This window comes from Bythopirellula sp., assembly GCF_041737835.1.
GTDB lineage: Bacteria > Planctomycetota > Planctomycetia > Pirellulales > Lacipirellulaceae > Bythopirellula.
The window spans coordinates 322,348-343,947 of the sequence record NZ_JBGSQY010000021.1 but is presented as its reverse complement, the minus strand read 5'-3'; the positions used below and the strand labels follow the sequence as shown (position 1 = coordinate 343,947).

Sequence of the window (21,600 nt, the reverse complement as noted above, 5' to 3'; positions counted from 1 at the left end):
TCGTTTGTTTTAATTCGCATTATTCGTGGTTAATACGTTCACTTTGAAAGATAGCGGCGACCAATTATGACACTCAGCGACCCCGCGGTTTATCTGAGCCTTTTAGTCTTCCTACCGGCAATAGCAGCCTTGCTACTTGCAATGCTGCCCCGTTTGTCTGACGAAACGTACAGACTCATGAGCTTGGCGGTCACACTGTTTGTGTTCGTCTTGTCGCTGGGATTCTTTTTCAAGGATTCGATTGAGTTTGAAGCCGGCGTGGCCGGAATGCAAAACCTCTTCAACTTCGCTTGGATCCCCACGTTTGGTATTCAATATTTCATGGGAATGGATGGCATCAGCTTCCCGCTTGTGGTGCTGACGACGTTCCTCTTTGTGCTGGCGATGGCTGCCAGTTGGCCCATCAACAAACATGTGAAGGCGTACTGCGTTTTGTTTCTATTGCTAGAAACGGGCGTACTCGGCGTCTTTTTAGCGCTCGACTTCTTCCTGTTCTACGTGTTCTGGGAAGTGATGCTCCTGCCGATGTACTTCCTCATCGGTGTTTGGGGTGGCCCTCGGCGTGAATACGCTGCGATCAAGTTCTTCCTCTATACCTTGGTCGGCGGCGTGCTGATGTTGATCGCGATTCTCATGCTGTATTTCAACAGCGACCTCACGCGACTCAACGCCCAACAACTCGCCGAAGCGGGCATTATCAACGTCACTGAGGAAATCAATGCCGAGCAAGCCCTGTCGGCTTGGCAAGAGAGTGATACTCCGCTGGCCCAGAAGTACGCTGAAATCATGGCTGAAGCTGATCCCACTCAGCGGCGCCAGCTCCATACGTTCAATATTCTGGCCCTTCAACAAATGGGTCAGCACACGGATCTGTTCGATGGCGAAGCCCTTTGGGGGCAGAGTATTCAGTGGTGGGCCTTCCTGTTGCTGTTCATCGGCTTCGTGATCAAGGTTCCCAGCGTACCAGTGCATACGTGGCTCCCAGATGCCCACGTCGAAGCCCCCACGCCAATTTCGATGCTCCTGGCAGGAATTCTGCTGAAGCTGGGTGGCTACGGCATTATCCGCATCTGCTACCCGATTTGCCCCGACGCAGGCTACACCTTGGCCTACTTTGTTTGCTTCATTGGCGTGTTGAGCATGGTCTACGGCGCATTCGCCGCCTTGGCTCAAAAAGATTTCAAGCGGATGGTGGCCTACAGCTCCGTGAGCCACATGGGCTACGTTGTTCTCGGCTTGGGCGTTTGGAGTGCCGTCGCTTCCACCGGATACAACCCCGACTTTTGGAAACTCGGTGCCAACGGTGCCATGTATCAAATGATCGCGCACGGTATTAGCTCGGCTGGCATGTTCTTCTGCGTCGGCGTGCTTTACGACCGCGTCCACCATCGCGATCTCGATAAGTTTGGCGGCATCTTTTCCAGAATGCCCGTTTATAGTGGCATCGCCATCGTCATTTTCTTTGCCGGTTTGGGTCTGCCGGGCTTGTGCGGCTTCATCGGCGAAGTGTTTGTCGTGCTTTCAGTGTGGAAATTCAGCTACATCCTCGCGGTGATTTCCGCCGCAGTTGTGATCCTCACGGCTGCCTACATTCTCTGGGCCATTCAGCGTGTTTATCTTGGCCCTGAGTACAAAGGTCCCCACGGCGAAGCCCTCACGCCAATCACCTCGCGTGAATTGTCGATCGGTATCCCCCTTGTCATTTTTGCCATCGTCTTCGGTGTTTATCCCAACGTACTGCTCAGATACATGCAGCCCTCGGTGGATCAACAGATCGACAATCTGGCCGCATGGACCCAAGAACACGACGAGCGGGCCACCGCGCTCAAGCCCACGGGCAACCGCGAAGGCCAAGTCGCCCAGCTCACCACCAATAACTAATCAGCCGCTTGCGGCTTAGCGACACGAAAATAAAGCAATAACTGTGGAACCTGTCACACTCCAACAAACTGTCGATACGCTCATCACGAACACGCTCGACACGAGCTTGCCGTTGTTCAAGCCCGAGCTCGCGCTGTGCGGCACGATTGTCGTGATGCTGCTGGTTCGCGTCTTCAAAGGGGGTGAGTTGATCCCCCCCTTCGTGCTCGCGCTGATTGGCTCAATCACGGCCTTGTGCTTTGCCTTGCCCTCCGAAGGCTTTGCTTCTTGGCAAACCCTCGAACGGCAAGAGCTGTTCACCGGGATGTTGGTTTACGACACGCTGACCGCCTTTATTCGTGTGTTTCTGCTGATCTTCGCCGTGCTGTTTATCGTCCTGTCACGGCTCACGGGCATCGCCACGCCGAAGGACAGCCAGGATTATTATTGCCTCGTGTTGGGTTCGATTCTTGGAATGTGCCTGATGGCTTCCTCGAATCACTTGATGATGCTCTTCATGAGCGTCGAAATGGCGAGCGTTCCGTCCTATGTTTTGGCAGGCATCGTCAAAGGCCGACAACGCAGCAGCGAAGCCGCTCTCAAGTACGCCGTTTACGGCGCCGGCACCGCGGGCGTCATGCTCTACGGCATCAGCCTGCTCGCGGGCGTGTTGGGAACCGTTCATATCCCAACCTTAGCCATTGAACTGGCTGCCCTCGATATTCCCAATTTGCTCACTTCCGGCGATGGCCGATTGAAGGTGATGGTACTTGTACTGGGAGGCTTGATGCTGGGCGTGGGACTCGCGTTCAAACTCTCCGCCGTGCCTTTCCACTTTTGGTGTCCCGACGTTTTCGAGGGTGCCTCGGCTGAAGTCGACGCATTTCTTTCGGTGGCATCCAAGGCTGCGGCGATGATATTGTTGCTCCGTGTGGGATTGGGCATGGGGCTCGCCCCCGATACAACACCCGTAGAGGCACCCGCCACGGTCGCCGCACTCGTGGCGAATGCCGACGACTCCACACCAACACACAAAGCTGTGCTGGCCAATCAAGTGGATACCGCACCCGAGGCAACCGACGTCGGTGGTGGACCGCTGTCCCCCGTTCGCCGGTTCTTCGTGATCTTGGTTTCCATCGTGGCTGTCGTGACTTGCACGTTCGGCAATCTCGCCGCTTACGGGCAAACAAACATCAAACGCATGTTCGCTTATTCCACGATCGCTCATGCCGGCTTCATGATGATGGCTATCGCGGCAGCCGTGGCCTTGGCTGGCCGTGACGCGCCCGAAGCCCGCGAAGCCGTCTCAGCCCTGCTGCTCTACATAGCCATCTATTTGTTCATGAATCTCTCGGCGTTCGCAGTAGTCGCCTTCCTCCGCAATGCTATGCATAGCGAAGAGATCGCCGATTACGCCGGCCTCGTGCGATCCGCACCACTCGTGGCTGTTTTGATGACCGCCGTACTAATAAGCTTGATTGGTCTGCCGCCACTGGCGGGATTCTGGCCTAAGCTCCGCGTACTGCAATCGCTATACATCACCGGCGGACCATTAATGATGAGCGTGTTCGTCGTCGCGGCGTTAAATACCGCAATTTCGCTCGTCTACTATTTGCGTGTTGCCAAGGTGATGTGCATCGATCCCGAGCCCGATTCCCGCGGCCCCGTGACCCTCGGATTCTTGCCCGCGGCGTTTGTATTTGTCGTTGCCGTGCCAGTAATTATCTTCGGCCTGCTTCCCAATGCCCTGGCCAGTTGGACCGATTTGGCCGTTTCGCAATTGTTCAGTTGAACTCCAGCACCCATTCGTTTTTCATAGCACGATGAATCAAGCATTAGTCTACCCGCTGCTGGCTCAACTGATGGCGATCGTCGCCAAGTCGTTTCCCCAATATTTGCGCTACTCGCGGCCCTACGTCCCCGCCGGTCGTGAGAACATCATGGACACACTCGAATCGATCGCCCGCGATCAGGACGTGCTGACCGACCGCATCGGCCACATGCTCACCGACATGGGCGCACCGCTCCGTTCTGGTGAATTCCCTATGGAATACACCGACACGCACGATTTGGGCATCGACTACCAACTCACTTCGGCCATTGGATACCAGCAGCAAGATATCGATTCAATCCAGCAATTGATCAGCCAGTTGCAGCCCTTCCCAGCCGTCAAGGTTCTCGCCGAAGAAGCGCTCGGCATGGCCAAGGGTCATCTCGAAGCCCTCCAAGAACTGCAGCAGCAACCCGCCGGTGCCTAATCGATGTTAGCCGGTATCGTTCCGATACCGTTAATGCCGTGAATCATGTTCTTCGATACCCACACGCACATCGACCAGGAAGATTTCGACGAGATTCGTCCACAGGTCATCGAGCGAGCTCGCGTTGCCGGTGTCGCTCACATGATTGCCGTGGGGACTACCGTCGCCGCCAGTCGTAAGTGCGTCTCACTCGCTGCTGAATATGCTGGCGTCCACGCGGCCGTGGGCATACAACCCAACTACGTCGCCGAGGCAGGCCCCGACGACTGGCAAGCGATTGTCGAACTCGCCGCACAGCCTGGCGTGGTCGCCATCGGCGAAACGGGCCTCGATCGTTATTGGGATTCGACCCCCTTCGAGATGCAGCAAGATTATTTCGATCGCCATATGCGACTCGCGGCGGAGCGTGATCTGCCGTTTATTGTCCACATGCGCGATTGCGATGCCGACATCATGGCGATGCTCCGCGATGCCCACGCCTACCGTGGCCCCTTGCGCGGCATTATGCACTCGTTCACCGGCGATACGGCGATGGCGGCGGAGTGCGTCTCTCTGGGAATGCACATTAGCTTTGCCGGCATGGTCACGTTCAAAAAATCGAACGACCTCCGCGAGACCGCGGCCAGCGTTCCTTTGGACCGTATCTTAATAGAAACTGATGCGCCGTATCTCTCGCCGGAGCCAAAACGCGGTCAACGGCCCAACGAGCCCGCCCTCGTGCGTTTTACAGCCGAGTGCATCGCCAAGACACGGGATATGACACTCAAGAAATTCGCCGAGATCACCACCGCCAATGCCCATGCACTGTTTCGCGTTTAGCGAACGAAAGAATCTGCGCGTTTAGCGAATCAAAAAACCTGCGCGTTTAGCGCAACAAAAAAGCTCGCAGAATGACTCTGCGAGCTTGTGTCTGATTTTTCGTTTGATTCTACTTCTGCAACGATTGTTGTCTGCTGGAGAAGTTAATCTCATCTGACCTTACACGCTCGGCGACGTAGGGACGGCGAGCCATGGGCATGCCCATTTGTCCCATCTGCATGCCCATTTGAGCACCGTTGTAGTTACCACATTGATCGCAGGGTTCGGCACAAGGAGGATTGCAGTTCCAATCGCCTGTGTAAGTTTCACAACCGCAACCGCCACACGAACACCCTCCACCGCCGCCACAACCACATCCACAGCCCGTGCCGCAGAACAAGTTTCTTAAGCCCACGAGCAGCGGACAATTCGCAAGCGGACGGCGGTGCCCAACCATGGTTCCACAACCGGGAGCACCACAGCACGGATCAACGCAACCGCACCCTGGGTCGGCACAGCCGCATCCTACGTCGCAGCAAGTGTCGGCACAGCCACAATCAGGACACCCACACGCGGGTCCGCACATGTCACACCCGCCATTGCGAGCGCAGTGTAGGCAACCAGCACAACCCATTTGAGATAAACTCGTCAGCAAGAAGACGAACGACAAAAGGCTTTTCGCGGCCATGGTCCTTGAACTCCAGAAAAGTGTGCGCTCTGGCCTGCCCTGGCCGAGCGGATGATCATCGTTGTCTATCGGCGATCCGCCTCGCAGTGGGCCAGAAAATCGTTAAAATCGGCAGAGATTCCCAGTACCCGCTAGCACGCCATTCGCATCACAATTCGATGACTCAACACTCCATCCCGCTGGGCCGCATGGACCACGTCGCTTTGCCGACAAGTGATGCCGCACGGGGTGAACGGTTTTATTGCGATGTGCTGGGTTTTCATACCGTGCCGCGTCCAGCGTTTTCATTTGATGGGCGTTGGCTCGTGCATGAGGCCGTGGGCGTGATGCTTCATTTGATTCATAACGACGACCTCGCCGCCCAGCCCACGGAAATTAATTCCCTCCAAGGGCATTTTGCGATCCGCTGCACCAACGTCGACGCGGCGATTGACATACTTCAACAACATAACATCAAGTTCGTGGAAAAACGACTTCCCGATTACGGTTACCGACAGCTCTTCTTGCACGATCCCGACGGCAACGTGCTTGAGCTTGGCGAGTGGCCCGCCCGAAACAATGAAAAGGAATAGCCATGGAAGCGAGTGCCAAAAAATTCTTTCAGCAAATTCTCGAAACTCCCAGCCCCTCGGGCTACGAGCAGCCCGTGCAGAATCTCGTGCGTAAGTACGCCGAGAGTTTCGCCGACGAAGTGAACACTGACTTCCACGGCAACGTCATTGTCGGCTGCAACGTCGATGCCCCCTTGCGCGTGATGTTCGCCGGCCATGCCGATCAAATTGGCTTGCTGGTTACCCATATCAACGAACAAGGCTTCATTTACACCAACACGATTGGCGGCTGGGATCCCCAGCAACTCATCGGCCAGCGGATGACGATCTACACCGCCAAGGGAGACATCCCGGCACTCATTTCGCGTAAACCAATCCACCTGCTTGACCAGGACGAGCGCAAACAAGTGGTGAAGCTCAAAGATATGTGGCTCGACATCGGCGCGAAAAACAAAGAAGAAGCTGCCGAGATGGTCAAGATCGGCGATCCCGTGACATTGGAGCTCGGTTACCAAGAAATGCGCAACGGCTTTGCCAACTCGCCGGGTATGGACGACAAGACTGGCTTGTGGGTTGCGATGGAAGCCGCGCGGCGGGCCAAAAAACGTGGCCTTAACGTGGCCCTCTTTGCCGTGGCCACGGTTCAAGAAGAAATCGGCCTCCGCGGCGCGGCCACAAGTGCCTATGGCGTGAATCCGCATGTCGGCATCGCGATCGACGTCACCCACGCCACGGATTGCCCCACGATCGACAAAACGCAAGAAGGGGATATCCGACTCGGCGGCGGGCCCGTGATTTATCGTGGCCCCAACATGAACCCTGTGGTTGTTGATGCCCTCCGCGACGCCGCCGAATATGGCGAGATTCCTTACCAACTCGCGGCGAGCGGTCGCGGCACGGGCACCGATGCGAACGCCATTCAACTCGCCCGGGGCGGCGTGGCAGCAGGACTAGTGAGCATCCCCAACCGCTACATGCACAGTGCCGTGGAAATGATTTCGCTCAACGACATCGACGCCGCGGCTGATTTGCTGGCGACCTTTGTCCACAAGCTCGAAGCCGATACCGATTTTATTCCCCACTAGCCGCTCGCGGCCTAGCGCGGAAAATCACGCTTCATCCCCTGCATGAATTTGCAAATAACTTTCATAACGCCGCACGTCGATGTACCCATCAGCAACCGCGTCCTTCACGGCGCATGGTTCCTCATGCGTGTGCGTGCAATCGGGATAACGGCAATGGCTCACATAGGGTCTCAGCTCGCGAAAGAAACCAGCAACTTCCTCAGGGATCACATCCCAAAGTTGAAACTGCCGTATCCCCGGCGTGTCAACGACAAACCCACCCAAAGATAACGGAATCAGTTCCGCCGTCGTTGTTGTGTGCTTACCTTTTTCCGATTCTTGGCTGACGGATTGCACTCGCAGGGCTAACCCCGGCTCGATCGAATTGAGCAAACTCGATTTGCCCACGCCGCTTTGACCCGTGAAAGCCGACGCCCGTCCCCGGATTATCTCGGTAAGGGCCTTCATCCCCCAACCCTTGCCGGCAGAAACTTGCAGCGTCCGATAACCAAGCTGACTGTAAACGCCGATCAGTGGCTCCAGGTCGGCCCGATTCACCAGATCCACCTTGTTGATGCAGATGATCGGTTCGATGCGAGTTTTCTCGGCCGTGATGAGATAGCGATCCAAAAGGTTTGGCTTTAGTCGCGGCTGAGCCGCGCTCGTGACAATCAGCAATTGATCGACATTCGCCACCAGCACGTGTTGCCGCCCGCGACTCGTGCGGCTCAAGACGCCCGTGCGGGGTTCAACACGCTCAATGATCCCTTCGTCTTTGCCGTCGGGCCGCACCCACACGCGATCCCCGGCCGCCACGACGTGCCGCTGATCGGTGCTTAATGTTTTCAGCAATCGCCGCGTTGCACACAGACGGATCATGCCATCATCAAGCTGCACCGCACTATGCAATCCCTGCACCCGCAACACGCGGCCTTGCAAACAAATGCTGGGGTCAATGGCTAGCGATACGACATCGCCCGTCGCCCCTACTGAGACGTCGGCGTTCACCACCGTTCGTTTGCGGGTGAGCTCGCCTTTGCCCGAGACGCTTTGCCCCGTCGCCATGTCCTCGACGGCTTCTTGATTGTTGGCGAAATTCCGGGTCAGATCGTTCTGGCGCGTGCGCACGTTGCGATTCTTGCGCAAGTCGGCTCGAACTTTCCGTTGTTTCTTCGCCATGCAACACATCCCAACAAGAACGCCCAGGGGCTGCAACCCCTGGGCGTTTCAATTTTCAAATGCTCAATGCTTGGAAATAGCTCAAACCGGACGATCCGGCATCTTGAGTTGCTCCTTGTCATCGAGCACGTCGTAGCGGCGGAAACTGCCGTCAGCCTTTTTGCCAGCAAATTGCTGACCCCGTCCTGCGGCGGGCTCCGACGATTTCAAGCCGGCTCGCGACAAGAGCGATTCGGTCATGATTTCGTTCGGCAGATCGTCGGCGGGTGGCGGACCCACGGCACCTAAGTCGGCCGGAGAGTAGTCGATCTCGTAATCATGCTTGGCGACCGACAAAGTGTCGCCCGGATCGATCCGTTTCTCCTGAACCTTGATGCCGTTGACTTTGACGCCGTTGCGGCTGTTCATGTCTCGGATGTACCAATAGCCGCCGTTAACCATCAGGCGACAATGGTGAGCCGAAACATTGTCAAACCGCAATACGATGTCACAGCTTTCGCGGCGACCCACTAGCAGTTGTTTCTTCAACAACGGAATGGGGTCCCCGCCGCCCAGCGGAGTTAGTTCACCATACATGTTGTTATACTCTTGTGGAAAACGTGTCTCGCCCCGATGATGGGTGAAAACAATAAAATAATAACGGTGAGTCGGCGTCGCCCTGGAAATAAACAATGGGCGTAAACCGTCTCGAAAAATACCCATCTGGCCAGTCTTTACTTTACGCAGTCTCTCCCGTGTCGTCAACTAACTCAATACCTGGTAGGGATTTACTGCTATCCTGGCGCGATTCCGGACTTCGCTATTACTCCTACAATCACGCCCTTGCCCAGCGGTTTCAACACCGAGTCCAGAAGGTGAGTCTCGATGCGGGATTCACCTGCCCCAACGTCGACGGCACCGTGGCCAAGGGGGGGTGTACCTTTTGCGACAACCGCAGCTTCAGCCCCAGCCGTCGGCTTCCTCGGGCGGGGATTCTTGGCCAGATTGATCAAAGCATCCTGAGGATGCGAAATCGCTACAAGAACTGTGAGCATTTCCTGGCCTACTTCCAGCCCGCCACCAATACCTACGCCCCCGTCGAGCGACTGCGTGGGCTCTACGAAGAAGCCCTGTTGCACCCCAAAGTCGTGGGGCTCGCAATCGGCACTCGCAGCGACTGTGTTCCCAATGAAGTCCTTGATCTCTTGGAAGAGCTCGCCGCGCGGACTTATGTTTCGGTTGAATATGGCATGCAGACCATGCACGACCGGTCCCTCGACTGGATGAACCGTGGGCATCACCACGATTCATTTCTCGACGCGGTCGAGCGGAGCAAGAACCGCGGCTTCGAGATTTGCGCCCACGTCATGCTGGGCCTCCCCGGCGAATCGCACGACGACATGCTCGCGACGGCCCGAGAACTCGCCCGCGTGAACATCGACGCGGTGAAGATTAACAATCTCTATTGCGTAAAAAACACCCGGCTGGCCGAACAAGTCGCCGCGGGTGAAGTGACTCTGATGGGTCACGACGACTACGTCCGCACGGTGGTCGATTTTCTGGAACTGCTACCGGCGACGATGGTCGTGGAAAGAATCAGCGGCGATGCCCCGCCCGATTATTTTGTCGGACCATCCTGGTGCCTCGACAAAGCCGCAGTCAAACGCGCGATCGAAGCCGAGTTCCTCCGCCGCGATACCTGGCAAGGCAAACTGCACACCACCATCATTTAGCCGAGTCGTCCCGGCTCGGTAATAAGTCGTCCCGACTCGGAAAATAAAAAAAGTACCGGAGACAGGACTTGAACCTGCACGCCCTTGCGGGCACATGGACCTGAACCATGCGCGTCTGCCAATTCCGCCACTCCGGCTGGAAACAACATATTGTAAGGGGGAAGGGGGAAGGCGGAAGGGGGAAGGCAGATTTTCATTTCCGCCTTCCCCCTTCCACCCTCCGCCTTTGGTTTCAGTACCGCGGCACTTCCGGATCGATCTCCAACGACCACGCCTCGATCCCCCCGGCCATCGACTGCACGTCCTGAAAGCCTTCGTTCTTCAGCCAATGCGTCACCCGCAGGCTGCGGACCCCTTTGTGGCAATGCACGACGATCGACTGATCCTTCCACGCCTGAATCTCGGCAACCCTCTCGCCGATTTGGCTCATCGGCAGCAGCTTGGCCTCAGCAATGTTCGTGATCGCGTACTCATCCTCTTCACGCACATCCAATAACAAAAATGCCTCGCCCCGCTCCAGCTTCGCCTTCACATCGGCAGGTGATATTTCGAATTCGTTTCCCATAGATCTTTCATCACTCTCAAAACAAAAAAACGCCGTGGTGCAACCGTAATCGCACCACGACGTTCGTTAACTTAAATCAACAATCCAACATTACGGAAGTTCAACAACTTCGTTGCCAGCACGGGTGCAGATACGTACGTACGTGTTGGGATCAACGTCTTCATTGATGCTCTTGCCGTGGGCATCAGCAAACGCATGCTGAATCGTACCAGGATGACCGCTGGAAGGGCCAAAGATACGGGCACCGCTGACCGAGTTGCCCGTGGGTTGATGCACCCAAGGCTTAGCGTAGATGTTGTTCTGGGCATCGTCGACGACAGGGGGGCCTTGACCATTCACACCACCCAGACGCTTGACGTCGTTACCAACATTCAATGCCAACCGACCGTCCGAGCTAACCAACCAGCCTAACATCGCAGGCGTAGTGGAACCCGTCGTAGGCTGAACCTTCAGGATATCCTCACCACCGTTATTTGGATCGACAGCCACCACATACATGCTCAAACCGCTGATCCAGGAGGCAAAGGTTTCTTCCTTCGATTCGGAGAACAAAACCGTGTTGGCCGTACCATCACGGATACCAGCAAATGTCACCGCCGTCGGCTGACGCTGTAGAGCAAAAATGCTGACCGCGGCACCGCCGTTGACCAAGGTGTCGTTGACGGTGTTTTGAGGAAAGACGATCACGCCATTACCAGCTAGTTGTTTAAAGGCCGTGGCACTGGTCATGCTGTCGTAAAGACTACCAGCTGTGGCGCCAGTATCCGAGGCACGGGTGTTACCAGAGGTCGAACCATCGGCATTGTAGTGGGTTGACGGGATCGCCACGTAATTACCCACGGCAACCTTGGTCAAACCGGTGCGAAAGGTCCCTTTCGCTTCGTTGTTGCCAGGGAAGCTGGGGCAGATAAAAGCTTCGACTTGTTGCTGATAAGCACCACCGTTTTGACCCGAGGGAACATTACCAGCAGCTAATACAGCGACTTCGTCATTCGGGGCATCCAAACCAAATGGGCCGATCCGCAACTTGTTGGAACCGTTACCGTTACCAACGGCCGTTGCACTTGTGACAACGGTGGTTGAATTACGAGTACGGTCATACAGGTTGTTGAGTTCCATTTCAGGCAGCAACTGGAACAACCAGCTGTAACCATCGCGCTGACCACCCGCCAAGGCCGGCCCCGCGTTATTAGGAGCTTGCCGACCTTGAAAGAACCCGGTCGACGCGAACGGGAAAGCCTTCCTACGATCCGCAAAGTTGTGTGTCGCCAGGCTGATCTGCTTGATGTTATTCAAGCACGAGTTGCGACGAGCCGCTTCGCGAGCAGCTTGAATCGCCGGTAGCAACAATGCCACCAGAATGCCGATGATGGCAATCACCACCAGCAATTCTACGAGGGTAAAACCTCGTTTCGTTTGCTTCGCATCCATAATGATGCCTCCTCCAGAAAAAAAGGAATGAGAAAAAATAAGACAACAAAAAATGGCCCACAAAAATAAGCGTGGGCTGTCCCCATTGAGAAAGGAAAACACTTCGATAGGTCCAGCGCGCTCGATCGTACTTGGACCCATTATGTCTTAGCGAAGACATAACGTGTCCATCCCAACTCAGAGTCAAGCGACATACCCAATGCGCGTGCCGGTCTCGATTGAGACGCCAGAACGGCGAGGTGCCTCCCATCTGCCCAGGGACTAAAATACACTTAATAGTTTACGCGAAAAAGAGTTACGCTGTCAATCAAATGGGCGACTTCCGCAGGCGAATCGGATAAGTTATTCCGGGGAGGATGGGCCAACCCGCACGACCCGACAAGAGCCCCCGGACGGGTCGCTTAAGCGACCAATGCCACAAGAAATCATAACATTCGTTGCAAAAAGGACTTCCCCCGCGTGCCAACCCGCTCGGTCAACCTGATCCTCGGCCCCGCCCGTTCGGGCAAAACCGACCGTGCGCTCGCCCGCTACCGGCAGTTTCTCCAAACTTGGCTCGCCGACCTGACACAGCCCGAAGGGGTCTGGATCGGCCCCACCTCCTCGGCGGTGAGCGCCATACGCGACCGTTTGGCCCAAGATACCGCGGGAGCACTGCTCACTCCCCGCACTACCACATTTGCCATGCTCGCCGAGGAACTGATTGCCCGCGGAGGCCGCCGCATAAGGGCAATCAATGTCCTCGAAAAGCAGCGGATCCTCACCCTGCTCATCCGAGAACTGGCCGCGACCAAGCAACTTCGCCACTACGCAACCGTAGCCCGCACCCCCGGTTTCATCCGCCAAGTCGGTGAAGTGATCGCCGACTTGAAACGCCGGGACATCTGGGCCGAGGATTTTCGCAAGCAAAGCCGCACCGACCGCGACCGCGATTTCTCAGCCATTTACTCGGCCTATCAACTCCATTTGTACAAAAACGGCCTCTACGACGCCGAAGGCCGCTTCTGGGCCGCACGCGAAGAATTAACCCAAACGAGCCTCCCGCATAAGCGGGGGGAGTCTCTCCAATTCGGCCTCGTGGTCCTCGACGGCTTCGCAGACTTCACCACCGCCCAGCAAGACCTTTTGCGAATCCTAGGGGAGCACTGCCAAGAACTGCTCATCACGTTGCCGGCAGAGCACGCCAATAGTCGCCACCCGCGCACGCTGCTTTTCGACAAGCCCGATCGCACGCTCGCGCGCCTGCGTGAAACCTTTCCACAACTTCAATGCGAATTCCTCAACGCAACCCACTTCACCTCACCCGGCTTGGCCCATGCCGAACGAGCGATTTTCCAAGATGTGCCCGATAAGACTGCCGCCTCTACGGTCGGCCTAACAATCCTCGCCGCCAACAGCCTTCAAGGAGAAATCCGCGAAGTCGCCCGCCGAGTCAAAGAGATGCTGCTCAACGGCACGGCCACCGCCGATGAAATCGCAGTCGTGTTCCCCTCGCTGCACGACGTTGCGGGGCGAGTTACGCAAGTTTTCACTGATTTCGGTTTGCCGTTCGCATTGTCTTCTCGTCAACCATTGAATACGACCCCTCTCGCCCGCGCAGCAACGAAATTGCTTCAGCTTCACGAGCGCGACTGGCCTTTCGACCTGTTGCTGGACCTCATCTCCAACGCCCAGGGTTTGCAATCCCTGGGCGACGATGGCAGCTACAACACCCAAGCTTCTCTCGAACGCTCGGTCCGCCGGATTCAACTTCCCGCAGGCAAGACATTACTCCTCGATGAACTACGCCGCTGGGCTGCACTCGCTACTAGCGATGTCGAACTTTCACACGAAAAGCAACGCATCGTTCGCGACGCCGTAATTGCCGCTCCGATCCTCAAGCAATGGAGCGATTTACTCGGCACACTTCCCACCAAAGCCACGCTCACCGAGTGGGTCGCACACTGGAAAACCGTACTCACGGCCTTTGGCATCATTCACAAATCCAGCGAAACACATTGGCAATTATTTGAAACCTCGCTTAGCACGATTCAAACAACCGATGACCGACTGGGTGTCGCTGAAGAACAACTCAGCAGCCGCACTTTTCTGGAACTTTGGCAAACAGTTGCGGACGCTGTACCGCTTCCTTCCATAACGGAAAACGTGGGGCGGGTGCGCGTTCTCTCCGCCGAATCCGCACGCAATCTCTCCGCCAAGCACGTCTTTCTGTCGGGCTTAAGTGAGCAGTCGTTTTCCAGCCTCGAATCAACCGGACGTCTCTATTCCGAGCACGAAATCACCCGCTTTGGCACCGAGGCAACGACCGCCGAGCAAAATGCCGCACAGCAAACGGGCGAGTCCATGCCGCTCTTCTACGATGTCCTCACCCGCGCGAACGACACGCTGACGCTCAGCTACGCCGCCCTCGACGACAAAGGCCAAGCGCTTTCACCCAGCCCCTTCGTCATCGAACTTGAGCGGGCACTCGAACCGGCTCGAATTTCAACAATAACGATGCCCCCCGGGGAATTGGTCTCCGAGGAAATGTCGCCATTAAGTCAAAGCGAGTGGCGAACAACAAGCACAGCCGCAGCACTTGTCGGAGAGCGTGCGTGGTTGGCAGGATTGGCATCGGAGTCTAAATCGCGAAATCTCGGCAGTGCCATCCTCCGCGGCATTCACTGCGTTGCCTCTCGCAGCAAGCGCGAAACCTTTGGTCCCTACGAAGGCCTGCTCACGAGCCCGATCGTGCATGCTGCTATTGCACGCCGTTTTGGTAGCGAGCATCTCTGGAGTCCCAGCCAGCTGGAAACCTACGCGGCATGCCCCTACCAATTTTTCGCAAAACAGATTCTTCATCTGGAACCGCTCACCGAACTCACACTCCGTAGCGATCACCTCCGTCGCGGCACGCTGTTGCATCAGGTCCTCGCGGCTGTGCATGATCAACAAGAAGACGTTGAAACGTCACTCACGAGCGAATATCTGATCGAGCGTTTCACCACCGCGCTCCAGCGGGCAATCGAAGCCACTCCGCTCCGTGGGCTGGAAGAAGCCTTGCGCGAAATCGAACGGCGTGAAATTCTCGCCTGGGCTCCGCAATATGCGGAACAAGAAATAAATTATCGCGGCCAATGGCAAAACTTCGAAGAGCCGTTTGCCCCCGCTCATTTTGAAGTTCGCTTCGGCCCGAAAACTCGCGGCGAAGCACTGAACGACGCCGTCTCGACACTAATTCCCTTCACGCTCGACCTCGGTACCGAGCAAATCAAACTGACCGGCCAAATCGATCGCGTCGACATGGGACGCATCCACGGCGTCACGGTCTTCAACATCATCGACTACAAATCGGGGCAGGAGGTCAAACTCGCGGATCAAGAAATCAAAGCCGGGCGACAACTGCAACTTCCCCTGTACGCGCTCGCAGCGGAGCAACTTCTCTTTGCCGAACAGCGGGCCGTCGCACTCGCCACGGGTTATTGGAGTATCAAGTCGACCGGCTTTGCCAGCGGCGGCAAATCGATGCTCGAATTCCGCACTTCTGCCGATCATGGCCTCGCCACATCCGAGCGCTGGACCGGTCTTAACGAAGTAATTCTGGATCGCGTGAAAGAAATCATCGGTGGCATCCGCTCCGCAGAGTTCCCGGTCTACAACGAAAACAAAGAATGCACGCGCTATTGCGACTTCAGCAAAATTTGCCGCATCGCACAAATTCGCAGCTTAGAAAAAGTTTGGTACCCCACCACTCCCGACGAACAACCACCCACTTAGCCGGACCGCCACGCGGTCCGGGGCCACGATGTCCACAGCCCCTCCCAAACTGAATCTCACCGCCGAGCAGCAGGCCGCGCTCTCCGCGCACGATCGGTCGGTGTCGCTTGCCGCGGGGGCTGGTTGTGGCAAGACATTCGTCCTCACCGAGCGATTCCTCTCGTATCTCGATCCCCGCACGCTCGGCCCGATGGCCGAGTTGCACGAACTTGTTGCCATCACTTTCACCGACGCCGCCGCGCGCGAAATGCGGGCGCGTATTCGCAAACGCTGTTACGAACGGCTCCACCAAGCCACCGATCCCAGCGAACAGCAAGCCTGGCGAAAACTATTGCGTTCGCTCGACACGGCCCGCATCAGCACCATTCATTCTTTCTGTGCGGCCTTACTACGCAGTCACGCCGTCGAAGCAGAAATCGATCCGCAATTCGAGCAGCTCGATCAAACCACGGCCGACTTGTTGCGACTCCGCACACTCGACGACCGCCTGCGCCAGTTGCTCCTAGAACGCGACGAACAAGTGATCGAGCTCGCCACGCGGTTTTCGCTGCGAACTCTGCGCGAGCATTTGGCCGTGCTCGTCGGCGAGAATCTTTCCCGAGTGCAGGATCAATGGGGCCAAGCGACCCCCGATCAACTCATCACGGCTTGGAAGCAGCATTTCGAGAAATACACCCGCCGCGAATTGGCAACGGCCTTTGTTGATTCACCTCACGTTGTAACCGTTCGTGAACTTTGCCGCACTGCCCAAGCTGCCTCACCCGAACTGCCAGCACTGTTTACTCGGTTGCTCGAGATCTTCGACACACTGCCAAGCTCGAATGAACCTGCCGCTTTGCTGTTGGAACTTAAAGACCTTGCCCGCGTGCAAGGGGGTCCAGCCCGTAAGAAGAATTGGCAAGACGAAGCAGATTTTGAGCAATTCAAAAACGCCTGCGCGAAAATTCGTGATGCCATCAAAGACCATCCGCTGCTCCGTCCTTGGAACGAAGAACACTTGCAGGAAGCCGCCCGCACTGGTTTGAGCCTGCTCCAACTCGCCGCCGACGTGGCTTCTTGTTACGAGCAGGCCAAGCAAGATCGCAATGTGATGGAATTCGACGACCTGATGCGCAAGGCTCACGAATTGCTCACTGAGGACAAGTTCGTATCTGTGCAAAAGCAACTCGCCAGCAGCACGCGTTTGCTGCTCGTCGACGAATTCCAAGACACCGACCCCACACAAGTGGCCATCGTGCAGGCCTTCTGCGGCGAACGCTGGCGAGAGCAAGGCTTGTTTGTCGTCGGCGACTTCAAGCAATCAATTTACCGCTTCCGCGGCGCCGAACCGGAAGTTTCCGACAATCTCCGTGATTCGCTTCCCAAGGAAAGCCGTCTGTCGCTCACGACAAACTTTCGCAGCCAGGGCGCTATTCTCGATTTCGTGAACGCCCTATTTTGCGATTCCTTCAAAAACAAATTCGAACCGCTGCACCCCAGTCGGCCGCAACTCACGCCGCAACCTTCGATTGAATTCCTCTGGGCCATTGAAGACCCCACCGCGGTCGACGACACGATTCCGCCACAACTCAAGGGAGCTCAGCGTCAACGCTATCTCGAGGCCCGTTTCATCGCTAAGCGGCTCGCCGAGTTGATCGACTCCGCCGAGCCGCTGATCGTTGACCGCGAAACCAAAGCCTTACGGCCAGTGCATCCTGGCGATATTGCGGTTCTGCTTCGTTCGTTGAGCGACGTGCAAGTCTACGAAGCCGCCTTCCGCGAGCAGAGTTTGGAGTACTATCTGGCCGGAGGGCACGCCTTCTATGCTCAACAAGAAATTCACGACGTGCTGCATCTCCTCCGCTCGGTGGTGAGCGTTGCCGATGACTTGAGCCTTGCCGGCGCACTTCGCAGCCCGCTGTTTGCCCTTGAAGACGAAACGCTGTTCTGGCTGACCACACACAACGGATCGCTCAACAAGGCCTTGTTCGCGTCATCGCTCCCCGATGAACTCACCGAAGACGAACGCGCCAAAGTGATTCATGCCGGCAACGTTATCAACAAACTTCGCTCGGCCAAAGATTCGCTGCTTGTGGCCGAACTTTTGAACTACGCCATCGAACTCACTGGTTACGACGCGGTGTTGCTCACCGAGTTTCTTGGGCAACGGAAGCTTGCCAACTTGCACAAGCTGCTGGAGCAAGCTCGTACGCTCGACCGCCTCAACCCCGGCGACGTGAGTGGCTTCGTCACGCAACTGACCGAGTTCGTCACCCGTGCTCCCAAGGAACCGGTCGCCGCCACGAGTGCCGCCGGCGACGTCATTCGCATCATGACGATTCACAATGCGAAGGGCCTGGAATTCCCGCTGGTTGTGGTGCCCGATCTCAACCGCAAATCCCCCCCCACCAGTCGCGAGCCGATCATGGACGAAAAGCTTGGCCCGCTGGTTCCGAGTCTGGAAAAAAATGCGACCGTCGGCTGGGATTTGTATCAACTCGCTGAGAAGCATCAAGAACAGGACGAAAAAATCCGCTTGCTCTACGTCGCCTGCACCCGCGCGGCCGACTATCTCATCCTTTCGAGCAGCCTTAAGGATCCCCACAAGCCGGAGAGCGAATGGCTTAAATTTCTAGGTCAACGATATGACTTGAGCACCGGCGACTGTTTGGCGGAACTCCCTGCCGGTTACGCGACTCCTCAAATTCGCGTCATCACATCGGAACCCACGAGCACGCGCGAACCCACGGCCCGCACGCGCAGCGCCGATCTCGAAAAACTCCTTACCAAAACATACGAGCTTGCCAAGTCTGGGAAAGGTATTGTGCCTCCTGGCGTTGCGCCAATCAAACCTCAAGTTCAAACGCGACGACGATTCTCGTTTTCACGGCTCTCGGGAGTACTCATGCTGGAGCAACCTGAGTTCACACCGCTTGTGGAATCCGAAACTACCCAGCCAGCCGATCCGCTGGCCTTCGGGACGCTCGTACACTCGCTGCTGGAACGTGTTCCACAGAACGCGCCTGATCAGATCAAAGAATGGTGCGAATTTCTCGCGCCGCCACAACTCAACAACCCCGCCACATTAGAAGTAGCGGCCGCACTCGTTGAACGTTTTCTCGCCAGCGATCGCGCGAAAGCCCTCGCAACAGCACGCTGCGTTCAGCGTGAACTCGAATTCCTACTCCCCTGGCAGCTTCCCAAAGAACCCCAAGCTGGCCGGTATCTCCATGGTTACATCGATTGCCTCTATCAAGATCAGCAAGGAGAATGGCATCTCCTTGATTACAAATCGAACCAAGTGACCGCCGATGGTGTCCCCGCGGCAGCCAAGTCCTACGAAATGCAGATGTACGTGTACGCCCTCGCCTGCGAACGAGCCCTCGGCAAGCGGCCGATTGAAAGCGTCCTCTGCTTCCTACGCCCCGGCGAGGAATATCACTTTGTTTGGACAGCGGAACGAACCGCCCAACTCGATGCCGAGCTCAACCACGCGATCACATCGCTATTACAAAATACCTAACCAATCCCAGCCGCAGGCGGGAGCCAACGGTTGAACGAACAACACCGCTGGCTCGCGCCTGCGGGTAAAACAATTCAAAATTTCATGTCCTCCAATTCCCAACGCGAACACGCCCTCGACATCGTCCGCCAACTGCGCGACGCTGGTTTTGAAGCACTCTGGGCGGGAGGCTGCGTCCGTGATTCGCTCTTGGGCCGCGAGCCCAAAGATTACGACGTCGCCACCAACGCTCGCCCCGAGGAAGTTCAAAAGCTCTTCGGCAAACGCCGTACGCTCGCCATCGGCGCGGCTTTCGGCGTCATCGGCATCTTGAACAAAGATAATGTACTCGTGGAAGTCGCCACCTTCCGCAGCGACGGGGCTTATCTCGATGGCCGGCATCCCTCGTCGGTCGTCTTCACCACCGCCGAACACGACGCCGAGCGTCGCGACTTCACGATCAACGGCATGTTCTTCGACCCCGTGGAAGATCGCGTCATTGACTACGTCGGCGGGCAGGCTGATCTGCAGGCAGGCATCGTCCGCGCGATTGGCGATCCCACGGCACGCTTCACCGAAGACAAACTTCGCATGCTCCGAGCGATCCGCTTCGCCACGACCTATAGTTTTAAGATCGAACCCGTCACGCTCGCAGCCATTCAGGTGATGGCGCACGAAGTCAACGTCGTCAGCGCCGAACGAATCAACGCCGAACTCACGCGGCTACTGGTTCACCCAAGCCGCGGCCACGGCTTACAGTTGCTTAACGAGTCTGGGCTCCTCAATCCGCTGTTATCAGAACTCGCCGAGGATGCGAGCAAACAATCTGAAGTCTGGAACAATACTCTGCAATCTTTGGAGCGTCTCGATAGCACAAATGTGGCCACGGCACTCGCGGCCTTGTTTATTGCCCTGCCCCACTCACCGGTTGCCAAAGTCGGTCGGCGTTTCCGCTATTCCAACAAAGAAATCGATCTGGCCGTTTGGCTCACCAAGCAACTTCCTCACGTCCGCGACGCCGAGCAGCTTCCTTGGCCGCAAGTGCAACGAATTCTCACCAACGAACATGCAGATGAATTACTCAACTTGGCCCAGGCGGTTTACGGCGAGCAGCATCCCGGGCTCCTTCGCTGCGTGGAATACTTGGCCCTCCCAATCGAAAAACTCAACCCCGCGCCACTCCTCACCGGCGACGATCTCGTCCGCCATGGATATCGCCCCGGCCCCCACTTCGCGGCCCTATTGACCGCCATCCGCGATGCCCAACTGGACGGCCGGATTGCGAATGAATCGCAAGCTCTTGAGTTGGCGGAAAAACTTATCAATACACGAGAGATTCACCACAAAGGCACAAAGGACACGAAGAATTAAACACATCTCTATGTTCTTGGTGGCCTTTGTGTTCTTCGTGGTAAATTCCGTGCCTAGACGAATCACTCCGCGGCCTTTACCATCGGCGTAGTGCCGGTTTTATTCAATGTGCCTCTTTACCGGCACTCGACTATTCGCCAATTCGAGGGAGTATCCGTTCATGTCGCACGAAATCGCCAACACGCTGGAAATGCTCGCCCAGGTTACACCCGCGGTCGATGGCAAATACATCCTCTACGTAGTGCTGCGGGTACTGCACATCCTCTCGGCGATCATCATGGTGGGCGGATTATTTTACAGCAAAACGATTCTCCTCCCCGCGGGAGTGGACCCTTACGCCGGCCAGCGGCAGGTTTGGGCCCGTTGGGTAGGTTTGGCCACGCTGTTTCTGCTTGCGAGCGGCTTGACCAATTTCTGGAATATCATGACCGCCGCCAAAGCCAACGGCACGCCCCTGCCTTCGACGTATCACATGCTGTTCGGTATCAAGTTTTTGCTGGGGTTGTTCTTGATGTTCCTGGCCGCGATCCTCTCCGGCAAGACGGCGCTCGCCGACAAGTTCCGTCTGAAAATGGGCAAATGGCTGAGCATTGCCTGGACAGTTAGCCTCGCCATCGTGATCATCGGGGCGATCTTACGCACCTTCCACGACAAGTTCCCCCAGATTCAAGCACCACTCAACTAATGACGGCCTCAACTCAAGGCGACACAGCGCATGGATAAGAAAGCCAAAAAACGGGTCGAAGTGCTGCGGAAGAAAATCTCGCAACTACAAGTCTTGCTCGTCGCCGCAAAACAACAGCCCGACGATCCCACGGAACCCGCCAAGCTGCAAGCCGAACTCGACAAGGCCCAAGCCGAATTGCACTCGCTCAAGGAATCGTGA

17 protein-coding genes and 1 tRNA gene are annotated in these 21,600 nt (G+C 56.5%); 12 read left to right on the top strand and 6 right to left on the bottom strand.

The window, feature by feature from the left end; translation table 11 throughout:
* Positions 1–66: 66 nt before the first annotated feature.
* Genes AC6T8Q_RS06080 through AC6T8Q_RS06065 form a run of 4 tightly spaced genes read left to right on the top strand, consistent with a single transcriptional unit; the run spans position 67 to position 4,937 of the window.
* Positions 67–1,881 carry a complex I subunit 4 family protein gene (locus AC6T8Q_RS06080; protein ID WP_500678217.1) on the top strand — a complete coding sequence of 605 codons (1,815 nt, stop codon included), beginning with the start codon at positions 67–69 and terminating at the stop codon, positions 1,879–1,881.
* Positions 1,882–1,924: 43 nt separating this feature from the next.
* Positions 1,925–3,652, top strand: coding sequence for an NADH-quinone oxidoreductase subunit N (locus tag AC6T8Q_RS06075; protein ID WP_500678216.1), 1,728 nt, complete (start codon positions 1,925–1,927; stop codon positions 3,650–3,652).
* A gap of 31 nt (positions 3,653–3,683) precedes the next feature.
* Positions 3,684–4,118, top strand: a complete 435-nt coding sequence (locus AC6T8Q_RS06070; protein ID WP_500678215.1) for a hypothetical protein — start codon at positions 3,684–3,686, stop codon at positions 4,116–4,118.
* Positions 4,119–4,163: 45 nt separating this feature from the next.
* Positions 4,164–4,937: a TatD family hydrolase gene (locus tag AC6T8Q_RS06065; RefSeq protein WP_500678214.1), complete on the top strand. Its 774-nt coding sequence runs from the start codon at positions 4,164–4,166 to the stop codon at positions 4,935–4,937.
* A 109-nt stretch (positions 4,938–5,046) separates the two neighbouring features.
* Here AC6T8Q_RS06065 and AC6T8Q_RS06060 read toward each other — a convergent pair whose 3' ends face one another.
* Complete coding sequence (locus AC6T8Q_RS06060; protein ID WP_500678213.1) at positions 5,047–5,373, bottom strand: hypothetical protein; 327 nt, start codon at positions 5,371–5,373, stop codon at positions 5,047–5,049.
* A gap of 389 nt (positions 5,374–5,762) precedes the next feature.
* On the opposite strand from AC6T8Q_RS06060, the gene AC6T8Q_RS06055 reads away from it, so the two are divergent.
* The gene (locus AC6T8Q_RS06055; RefSeq protein ID WP_500678212.1) at positions 5,763–6,176 is read left to right on the top strand and encodes a VOC family protein; all 414 of its coding nucleotides are present in this window, start codon (positions 5,763–5,765) and stop codon (positions 6,174–6,176) included.
* A gap of 2 nt (positions 6,177–6,178) precedes the next feature.
* The gene (locus tag AC6T8Q_RS06050; protein ID WP_500678211.1) at positions 6,179–7,240 is read left to right on the top strand and encodes a M42 family metallopeptidase; all 1,062 of its coding nucleotides are present in this window, start codon (positions 6,179–6,181) and stop codon (positions 7,238–7,240) included.
* Positions 7,241–7,264: 24 nt separating this feature from the next.
* Here the strand turns inward: AC6T8Q_RS06050 and rsgA are convergent, their stop codons facing one another.
* Both rsgA and AC6T8Q_RS06040 read right to left on the bottom strand, forming a co-directional pair.
* A complete protein-coding gene (gene rsgA / locus AC6T8Q_RS06045; protein WP_500678210.1) occupies positions 7,265–8,398 on the bottom strand; it encodes a ribosome small subunit-dependent GTPase A in 1,134 nt (377 codons plus the stop codon).
* An 81-nt stretch (positions 8,399–8,479) separates the two neighbouring features.
* Positions 8,480–8,974, bottom strand: coding sequence for an FHA domain-containing protein (locus AC6T8Q_RS06040; RefSeq protein WP_500678209.1), 495 nt, complete (start codon positions 8,972–8,974; stop codon positions 8,480–8,482).
* A gap of 158 nt (positions 8,975–9,132) precedes the next feature.
* Between AC6T8Q_RS06040 and mnmL the strand changes: the two genes are divergently transcribed.
* Positions 9,133–10,110 carry a tRNA modification radical SAM protein MnmL/YtqA gene (gene mnmL, locus AC6T8Q_RS06035; RefSeq protein WP_500678280.1) on the top strand — a complete coding sequence of 326 codons (978 nt, stop codon included), beginning with the start codon at positions 9,133–9,135 and terminating at the stop codon, positions 10,108–10,110.
* 53 nt (positions 10,111–10,163) lie between these two features.
* Here the strand turns inward: mnmL and AC6T8Q_RS06030 are convergent.
* The 3 genes from AC6T8Q_RS06030 to AC6T8Q_RS06020 all read right to left on the bottom strand — a co-directional run bounded on the left by AC6T8Q_RS06030 (position 10,164) and on the right by AC6T8Q_RS06020 (position 12,106).
* Positions 10,164–10,247: transfer RNA gene (locus AC6T8Q_RS06030), tRNA-Leu, on the bottom strand.
* Between the two features lie 95 nt (positions 10,248–10,342).
* The gene (locus AC6T8Q_RS06025; RefSeq protein WP_500678208.1) at positions 10,343–10,675 is read right to left on the bottom strand and encodes a rhodanese-like domain-containing protein; all 333 of its coding nucleotides are present in this window, start codon (positions 10,673–10,675) and stop codon (positions 10,343–10,345) included.
* Positions 10,676–10,765: 90 nt separating this feature from the next.
* Entirely contained in the window at positions 10,766–12,106 is a 1,341-nt protein-coding gene (locus tag AC6T8Q_RS06020) for a DUF1559 family PulG-like putative transporter (RefSeq protein ID WP_500678207.1), read from the bottom strand.
* Between the two features lie 459 nt (positions 12,107–12,565).
* Here AC6T8Q_RS06020 and AC6T8Q_RS06015 point away from each other — a divergent pair, with 459 nt between their 5' ends.
* From AC6T8Q_RS06015 to AC6T8Q_RS05995, 5 genes are all read left to right on the top strand, one after another.
* Positions 12,566–15,862, top strand: a complete 3,297-nt coding sequence (locus AC6T8Q_RS06015; RefSeq protein WP_500678206.1) for a PD-(D/E)XK nuclease family protein — start codon at positions 12,566–12,568, stop codon at positions 15,860–15,862.
* Between the two features lie 28 nt (positions 15,863–15,890).
* Positions 15,891–19,364, top strand: a complete 3,474-nt coding sequence (locus AC6T8Q_RS06010) for a UvrD-helicase domain-containing protein (protein ID WP_500678205.1) — start codon at positions 15,891–15,893, stop codon at positions 19,362–19,364.
* An 84-nt stretch (positions 19,365–19,448) separates the two neighbouring features.
* Positions 19,449–20,714 carry a CCA tRNA nucleotidyltransferase gene (locus AC6T8Q_RS06005; protein WP_500678204.1) on the top strand — a complete coding sequence of 422 codons (1,266 nt, stop codon included), beginning with the start codon at positions 19,449–19,451 and terminating at the stop codon, positions 20,712–20,714.
* A 160-nt stretch (positions 20,715–20,874) separates the two neighbouring features.
* Entirely contained in the window at positions 20,875–21,399 is a 525-nt protein-coding gene (locus AC6T8Q_RS06000; RefSeq protein WP_500678203.1) for a hypothetical protein, read from the top strand.
* 30 nt (positions 21,400–21,429) lie between these two features.
* Positions 21,430–21,600 carry a hypothetical protein gene (locus tag AC6T8Q_RS05995; RefSeq protein ID WP_496919436.1) on the top strand — a complete coding sequence of 57 codons (171 nt, stop codon included), beginning with the start codon at positions 21,430–21,432 and terminating at the stop codon, positions 21,598–21,600.

Coding starts and splice junctions, on each gene's coding strand:
- AC6T8Q_RS06080 (WP_500678217.1), top strand. CDS start 67: ATGACACTCAGCGACCCCGCGGTTTATCTGAGCCTTTTAGTCTTCCTA.
- AC6T8Q_RS06070 (WP_500678215.1), top strand. CDS start 3,684: ATGAATCAAGCATTAGTCTACCCGCTGCTGGCTCAACTGATGGCGATC.
- AC6T8Q_RS06065 (WP_500678214.1), top strand. CDS start 4,164: ATGTTCTTCGATACCCACACGCACATCGACCAGGAAGATTTCGACGAG.
- AC6T8Q_RS06060 (WP_500678213.1), bottom strand. CDS start 5,373: ATGGTTGGGCACCGCCGTCCGCTTGCGAATTGTCCGCTGCTCGTGGGC.
- AC6T8Q_RS06055 (WP_500678212.1), top strand. CDS start 5,763: ATGACTCAACACTCCATCCCGCTGGGCCGCATGGACCACGTCGCTTTG.
- AC6T8Q_RS06050 (WP_500678211.1), top strand. CDS start 6,179: ATGGAAGCGAGTGCCAAAAAATTCTTTCAGCAAATTCTCGAAACTCCC.
- rsgA (WP_500678210.1), bottom strand. CDS start 8,398: ATGGCGAAGAAACAACGGAAAGTTCGAGCCGACTTGCGCAAGAATCGC.
- AC6T8Q_RS06040 (WP_500678209.1), bottom strand. CDS start 8,974: ATGTATGGTGAACTAACTCCGCTGGGCGGCGGGGACCCCATTCCGTTG.
- AC6T8Q_RS06025 (WP_500678208.1), bottom strand. CDS start 10,675: ATGGGAAACGAATTCGAAATATCACCTGCCGATGTGAAGGCGAAGCTG.
- AC6T8Q_RS06020 (WP_500678207.1), bottom strand. CDS start 12,106: ATGGATGCGAAGCAAACGAAACGAGGTTTTACCCTCGTAGAATTGCTG.
- AC6T8Q_RS06010 (WP_500678205.1), top strand. CDS start 15,891: ATGTCCACAGCCCCTCCCAAACTGAATCTCACCGCCGAGCAGCAGGCC.
- AC6T8Q_RS06005 (WP_500678204.1), top strand. CDS start 19,449: ATGTCCTCCAATTCCCAACGCGAACACGCCCTCGACATCGTCCGCCAA.
- AC6T8Q_RS06000 (WP_500678203.1), top strand. CDS start 20,875: ATGTCGCACGAAATCGCCAACACGCTGGAAATGCTCGCCCAGGTTACA.
- AC6T8Q_RS05995 (WP_496919436.1), top strand. CDS start 21,430: ATGGATAAGAAAGCCAAAAAACGGGTCGAAGTGCTGCGGAAGAAAATC.